Genomic DNA, 6174 nt, shown 5'->3' on the forward strand with positions numbered 1-6174 from the left:
TCAGCGGCGGCCGCGCGGGCGCCGTGCCGTGCCGCTGGCGCGGGAGCTGCGGCGCGTCGGGGGTGGCCGTGTCGTGCCCGGGGTTCCGGGGCGGCCGGTCGAGGCCGGGGGCGGCGTCGGCGGACCTGCGATCCGGGTTCTGCTGGTGTGGCATGGCTCCTTGGTGGGGTCGTCGCCGAGTGCTCCGGTGATGACAACGCGCACGGACCTGCGCACGCCTCCGAACGATCACTCGATGTGGTGACGTTCACGCCGGGCCGACAATGTCACGAAGACATCACGAAGCCTACGTCGCCCTGCGTTGCTCAGGGTGACCGGGGGTGACGGATTCCCGGGTGATCGGCGGGCAACGCCGTACGCAGCAACGGCCAGGACACCAGGACGCTCAACGCCACCAGGGCCGGGCTCACGACGGCCCGGGCGACCCCGAGCCACACCACCTGTTCGGCCGCGTAGAGCGGCAGGAACACCGCCAGCCGGACGGCGTACTGCGCGACCCACGCCCAGCTGGCCCGCTGGTAGCCGCGCACCAGGTCCGGGTCCCGCCGCCACCGGGTGCGCTGACCCAGCAGCCCGCCCACCACGAGTCCGAGCAGCGGCCACCGGATCACGATCGACACCGCCCAGACCAGCGCGCTGGCCATGTTCGACACGATCTGGAGCAGGAAGAAGTCCTCCGCGCGACCGGTGTAGAGCGCGATCGTGGCCGCGGCCGCCACGCCCAGCAGGCCCAGCAGCACTGCCCGGGGGCGCCCGCCGCGGGCCAGCCGGAAGGCCGCGATCGCGGCGGCGGCGACGACCGCCGCTCCCGCAGCCCAGCGGATCGACGACGCGACACCGGACGCGTCGACCAGGAGCCAGACCAGCACGAACGCGACGACCGGTGCCGTCGCGTCCACGGCGCCGGAACGTCCGCCGAGGATCTCGGCCAGCCCCGGATCGGACGGCGTCGCGTGCTCGCGCTCGGAGGTCACCCACCAAGGGTGCCCTACGTTGCGGCACGGCCCGTCCGCCCCCTGGCGTGAGCAGGGGTACCGGGGTGATCATTGGGGGTCCGCCGGGTGACACGGCGGTGAACCGGAACGAACACGTCCGCCGGGCGGTCGGCGACCGCGACGGACCAGGGGGGAGGCGGTGGCCGTGCACCACCGGAGCTACATCGCGATCGGCGACAGTTTCACCGAGGGCCTCGACGACTTCACCGACGACGGCAGCCCGCGCGGCTGGGCCGACCGGGTCGCCGAGGTGCTGGCCGAGCGTCACCCCGGGTTCGAGTACGCCAACCTCGCCGTGCGCGGGAAGGTCCTCGACCAGATCGTCGCCGACCAGGTGCCGGTGGCCGAGAAGGTCCGGCCGGAGCTGATCACGTTCTGCGCCGGCGGCAACGACGTCATCGGCTTCGCCTGCGACACCGACGACCTGGCCGCCCGGTTCGACGCCGCGCTCGGTCGCCTGGTCGCCACCGGGGCCGACGTACTGATCTTCACCGGATTCGACCTGGGTCGGATGCACCCGTTCATCCGCCGCCTGCGCGGGCGGATCGCCTGCTTCAACGAGCTGATGCGGGCCAGCGCGGAACGGCACGGTTGCCGGGTCGTGGACCTGTGGGCGATGGACACCCTGGCCGACCCGCGCGCCTGGGCGAGCGACCGCCTGCACCTGAACCCGGACGCCCACGAGCGGGTCGCGCTGCGCGTGCTCGAGGCCCTCGGCGAGCCGGTGGACGCCGACTGGCGCACCCCATGGCCCGCCGGTGAGCCCGCGCCATGGGTCGCCCGCCAGCGCGAGGACCTCCGCTGGGTCCGCCGGCACGTGATGCCCTACCTCGGCAAGCGCCTGCGCGGCGAGCAGGTCTGGGACGACTACCGGCCCAAGCGCCCGGAGCTGGGCCCGCTGACCGGCGCACGCTAGGCCCGCGCGCGCCGGCCGCGGGCGCTACCGGACCGGGGTGACGTCGCGGGCCCCGATGTACTCGGGGCGCCGCGTCGGCGCGTAGTACGGCTCGGTGCAGGCGTTCTCCACGCTGTTGAACACCAGGAAGATGTTCGACCGGGAGTACGGGGTGATGTTGTCCCCGGACCCGTGCATGCAGTTGGAGTCGAAGAACGTGGCGCCGCCGGCCTTGCCGGTCATCATGGCGATGCCGTGCCGGTTCGCCATCGCCGTGATCGAGTCGTTGTCCGGGGTCCCGATCTCCTGCTCCTTGAGCGAGGAGCGGAAGTTCTCCTCCGGGGTCTCGCCGACGCAGGACACGAACGTCCGCTGCGAACCCGGCATGATCATCAGGCAGCCGTTGTACGGATGGTTGTCGGTGAGCGAGATCGAGCAGCTCACCGCCCGCGGGACGGGCATGCCGTCCTCGGCGTGCCAGGTCTCGAAGTCGGAGTGCCAGTAGAAGCCACCGCCGCCGAAGCCGGGCTTGTAGTTGATCCGGCTCTGGTGGATGTAGACGTCCGAGCCCAGGATCTGGCGGGCGCGGCCCACGACCCGCTCGTCCCTGGCGATCCGCGCGATCGCGTCCGAGATCCGGTGCACCTCGAAGATGGAGCGGACCTCGTTCGAGGACTTCTCCACCACGCAGCGGTCGTCGGCGCGGAGGCCGGCGTCGGTGGCCAGGCGGTCCAGCTCGGCCTGGTAACCGGCGACCTCCTGGGGGTCGAGCAGCCCGGGCACCTGGACGAAGCCGTCCCGGGCGTGGGCGGCGAGCTCCTGGGCGCCGAACATCCCGGCGCTCGACTCGCTGCCCCAGACCGTCGGTTCGATCCGCTCGACGAGATCGGGGGTGTCCGACACGCGGGTCCGGTAGCGGTCCCCGGTGCGGGGGCTCGTACGGGCGGTGCTGCCAGCCACGGCAGTCATGTGGCCTCCTTGTATCCGTTCGTCCCTTCGAAGGGTGTGGTGGTCGGGTCGGGCAGGGACTGGGTCGCCGACGAGAAGGGCGTTCCCGCTGGATGCCAGCGGAAACGCCCCGTGTTCTCTCCTGCGTCAGCCGGGTGACTCGGCACCCGGTGACCGGCTTCGCCGGTCAGCCCTCGGTGATCAGCGGGTACACGCCGTTCTCGTCGTGCACCTCGCGGCCGGTCACCGGCGGGTTGAACACGCAGACGGTCTTCATCAGCGTCTTCGGGCGCAGCTGGTGCTTCTCGTTGCCGCTCAGCACGTAGATCGACCCGGGGGCGACCTGGTAGGTGACGTCGTTGTCCTTGTCGTAGAGCTCGCCCTCGCCCTCGGTGACGAAGACGGCCTCGATGTGGTTCGCGTACCAGAAGTCGTTGATCGATCCCGGCTGCAGCACCGTCTCGTGCACGGAGAAACCGACACCGTCCTTGGCCAGGACGATGCGCTTGCTCCGCCAGTTCTTGTTCTCGGACTCGACGTCCCGCTCGGTGTCGGTGATCTCGTCAAGCGTGCGGACGATCATGTCTTGCTCAGCTCCCGGTTGCTGCTCGGACGGACTCGGCGATGATCGAGAGGCCCTCGTCGAGCTCGTCGTCGGTCGTGGTCAGGGGGCAGAGGACCTTGAGAACCTCGTCGGACGGTCCCGCGGTCTCCACCAGCAGCCTGCGCTGGAACGCCTCCGCGGCCACCTTCTCACCGAGTTCGGCGTTCTCGAACTGCAGGCCCCTGGCGAGACCGCGCCCCTTGCCGAACATCTCGGTGTTCGTCGTGTCGTGGGCGATCCGGTTGAACGCCTCCTCGACACGCTCGCCCTTGGCGAGCGTCGACTTCTCCAGCGTGTCGTCGTTCCAGTACTCGTGGATCGCCGCGGTGGCGGTGACGAACGCGGGGTTGTTGCCGCGGAACGTGCCGTTGTGCTCGCCCGGTCCCCAGACGTCGTGCTCGGGCTTGATCAGCACGAGCGCCATCGGCAGGCCGTACCCGGAGATGGACTTCGAGATGCAGACGATGTCGGGCTTGATGCCGGCGATCTCGAACGAGAAGAACGGCCCGGTCCGCCCGATCCCCATCTGCACGTCGTCGCAGATGAGCAGGATCCCCTTGCGCTTGCACAGCGCGTCGAGGCCTTGGAGCCACTCGATGCGGGCCGGGTTCAGACCGCCCTCGCCCTGCACCGTCTCCACGATCACCGCGGCCGGCTCGTTGAGGCCGGAGCCGGAGTCGTCGAGCAGCTTCTCGAACCACATGAAGTCGGGGAACTTGCCGTCGAAGTAGTTGTCGAACGGCATCGGCGTCGCGTGCACCAGCGGGATGCCGGCACCGGTGCGCTTCATCGAGTTGCCGGTGACCGACAGCGCGCCGAGCGTCATCCCGTGGAACGCGTTCGTGAAGTTGATCATGGCTTCCTTGCCACTGATCTTCCGCGCGAGCTTCAGCGCGGACTCCACGGCGTTCGCGCCGGTCGGGCCGGGGAACTGGACCTTGTAGTCGAGCCCGCGCGGAGCCAGGATCTTGTCCTGGAACGTGTGCAGGAACTCGCCCTTGGCCACGGTGTACATGTCCAGGCCGTGCGTGATGCCGTCCCGGGCCATGTAGTCCAGCAGCGGCTTCTTCAGGGCCTCCGGGTTGTGCCCGTAGTTGAGGGCACCGGCACCACCGAAGAAGTCGAGGTAGGTGTTCCCATCGACGTCGGTGAGCCGGCTGCCCTTGGCCGTGTCGAACACGACCGGCCAGTTCCGGCAGTAGCTGCGAACCTCGGACTCGAGATCCTCGAAAACGCTCATGATGTCGTCTCACCCTTGGTGGTCGGGCCGATGCGGTACAGGTCTTCGGGTTCGTGACCGTCCCCGAGCAGTTCTCGTCCGAACAGGTCACTGCGCTCGATGCTCACGCCACGTCGCTTCGCGAACGAGGTGAACAGCCGGATCGACGAGTCGTTGTCCGGCGTGATCGTGGTCTCCATGCGGTCCACACCGGGGGCGGCGTCGTACACGGCGTCCAGCATCCGCCCGGCGAGACCCTCGCCCTGGGCGTCGGCGGCCACGCACACCTGCCAGACGACGACCGTCGTGGGCGCGTCGGGACGCATGTAGCCGGTCACGTAGCCGACGGCGCTACCGTCGCGGCGGGCCACGACCGAGGTCCGGGAGAAGTCCCGGCACCACAGCACGTAGGCGTAGCGGGAGTTGGCGTCGAGCACCTGCGACTCCACTGCGAGCCGCCACATGTCCACCCCGTCGGCCGGGACCGGGACGCTGATCTCGATCTCGGATACGACGTCCGGGGAGCGCGCGGGCGCCCCTGGCTCGGCCTCTTCGGGTGCGATCATGTCGAGAAAAGTTAACAGCGTCGTCGGAGAAATGCAGCCGCTGACGGGGTCGACAACGCCTACGACGTGCACTTTCTGTGATCCGGGGCACCTCGGTCGGGTGGTCGCGCGGGCCCAGGACGCGGCCGCCGCGAACCGGCGAACCCCCTGCTGGACCACCGGGGCGACCGGGTCCGCCGGACCACACCGCGTCACCCGCGGACGGCGCGACACGACGCGACCGGACGCACAGACGTGTCCCTCGCCACTCTGCGCCACGACGGCCTCCACGGGTTCGGCCGTTCGTGCGGATGCACTTGCATCTGCACGGAAGCGGGGTCACCATGGACTTTCCGCCCACTCGCCCGGAGGTGCTCGCCGTGCCCGTCCCGTTCGATCCCTCGGATCACGGCTCGCACGCCGACACCCCGCGCATCACGCGAGGAGCGTCCCGGTGAACCGCAGAGCCCCGACCGTGGCGGACGCGGAGTCCGAGCAGAACGCGCTCGTCACCTGCGCACGTGACGGCAGGAACCACGTCGTCGCACACGTCGTGCTGGCCGACTCGCTGGCGGCCGGGACCGGGCAGTGCACGGCCGTCTGCGGTCACGTCGTGCTGCCGGCATCGCTGTCCAGCCCGCCCGGGTCCCGCTGCCTGCTGTGCACCGAGGCCTCCGGCGTCGGGACCGAGCCCCGGCGTGAGCCGCGGCGCCGCTGGGGCGCGTCCCGGGCGACACCGGGCCGTACCCTGCGCGCCTCCTACTGACCCGAACGTCCCGCCCGGCCCGGGGTCACGTCCCGGCTCAGGTTCCGGTGACACGTTCCCGGATCGCCCGGCACAGCACCTCGGCGTCGACGCCGAGCCCCCGCACCGGGATCACCACCGGGCTGCCGAACCGCTCCTGCGAGGAATGACGGGTCCGGCGCAGCAGCGCCCCCGAGCCCCGCACCAGGGCGTCCGGATCGTC

7 protein-coding genes are annotated in these 6174 nt (G+C 70.4%); 2 read left to right on the forward strand and 5 right to left on the reverse strand.

The window, feature by feature from the left end; all coding sequences use genetic code 11:
• Positions 1-305: 305 nt before the first annotated feature.
• Positions 306-974 (reverse strand): DUF3159 domain-containing protein, encoded by a 669-nt coding sequence (locus I4I78_RS28735; RefSeq protein WP_218614642.1) that lies wholly within the window; start codon positions 972-974, stop codon positions 306-308.
• A 160-nt stretch (positions 975-1134) separates the two neighbouring features.
• Here I4I78_RS28735 and I4I78_RS28740 point away from each other — a divergent pair, with 160 nt between their 5' ends.
• Complete coding sequence (locus tag I4I78_RS28740) at positions 1135-1911, forward strand: SGNH/GDSL hydrolase family protein (protein ID WP_218614643.1); 777 nt, start codon at positions 1135-1137, stop codon at positions 1909-1911.
• Between the two features lie 24 nt (positions 1912-1935).
• On the opposite strand, the gene thpD is transcribed toward I4I78_RS28740, so the two are convergent.
• From thpD to ectA, 4 genes are all read right to left on the reverse strand, one after another.
• Positions 1936-2859 carry an ectoine hydroxylase gene (gene thpD, locus I4I78_RS28745; protein ID WP_218614644.1) on the reverse strand — a complete coding sequence of 308 codons (924 nt, stop codon included), beginning with the start codon at positions 2857-2859 and terminating at the stop codon, positions 1936-1938.
• Between the two features lie 166 nt (positions 2860-3025).
• On the reverse strand, positions 3026-3421 hold the full coding sequence (locus tag I4I78_RS28750; protein ID WP_218614645.1) for an ectoine synthase: 396 nt from the start codon (positions 3419-3421) through the stop codon (positions 3026-3028).
• Between the two features lie 7 nt (positions 3422-3428).
• Positions 3429-4682 carry a diaminobutyrate--2-oxoglutarate transaminase gene (ectB, locus tag I4I78_RS28755; RefSeq protein WP_218614646.1) on the reverse strand — a complete coding sequence of 418 codons (1254 nt, stop codon included), beginning with the start codon at positions 4680-4682 and terminating at the stop codon, positions 3429-3431.
• The gene (gene ectA / locus I4I78_RS28760) at positions 4679-5227 is read right to left on the reverse strand and encodes a diaminobutyrate acetyltransferase (RefSeq protein WP_218614647.1); all 549 of its coding nucleotides are present in this window, start codon (positions 5225-5227) and stop codon (positions 4679-4681) included. The genes ectB and ectA overlap by 4 nt, the downstream gene beginning before the upstream one ends.
• 433 nt (positions 5228-5660) lie before the next feature.
• Between ectA and I4I78_RS28765 the strand changes: the two genes are divergently transcribed.
• Complete coding sequence (locus I4I78_RS28765; RefSeq protein ID WP_218614648.1) at positions 5661-5972, forward strand: hypothetical protein; 312 nt, start codon at positions 5661-5663, stop codon at positions 5970-5972.
• Positions 5973-6174 lie beyond the last annotated feature (202 nt).

It is taken from the genome of Pseudonocardia sp. KRD291 (genome assembly GCF_019263595.1).
Taxonomy (GTDB): Bacteria; Actinomycetota; Actinomycetes; order Mycobacteriales; family Pseudonocardiaceae; genus Pseudonocardia.

Bases quoted from the DNA above. Each gene is read 5' to 3' on its own strand.
- thpD (WP_218614644.1), bottom strand. From the start codon at position 2,859: ATGACTGCCGTGGCTGGCAGCACCGCCCGTACGAGCCCCCGCACCGGG.
- I4I78_RS28750 (WP_218614645.1), bottom strand. From the start codon at position 3,421: ATGATCGTCCGCACGCTTGACGAGATCACCGACACCGAGCGGGACGTC.
- ectB (WP_218614646.1), bottom strand. From the start codon at position 4,682: ATGAGCGTTTTCGAGGATCTCGAGTCCGAGGTTCGCAGCTACTGCCGG.
- ectA (WP_218614647.1), bottom strand. From the start codon at position 5,227: ATGATCGCACCCGAAGAGGCCGAGCCAGGGGCGCCCGCGCGCTCCCCG.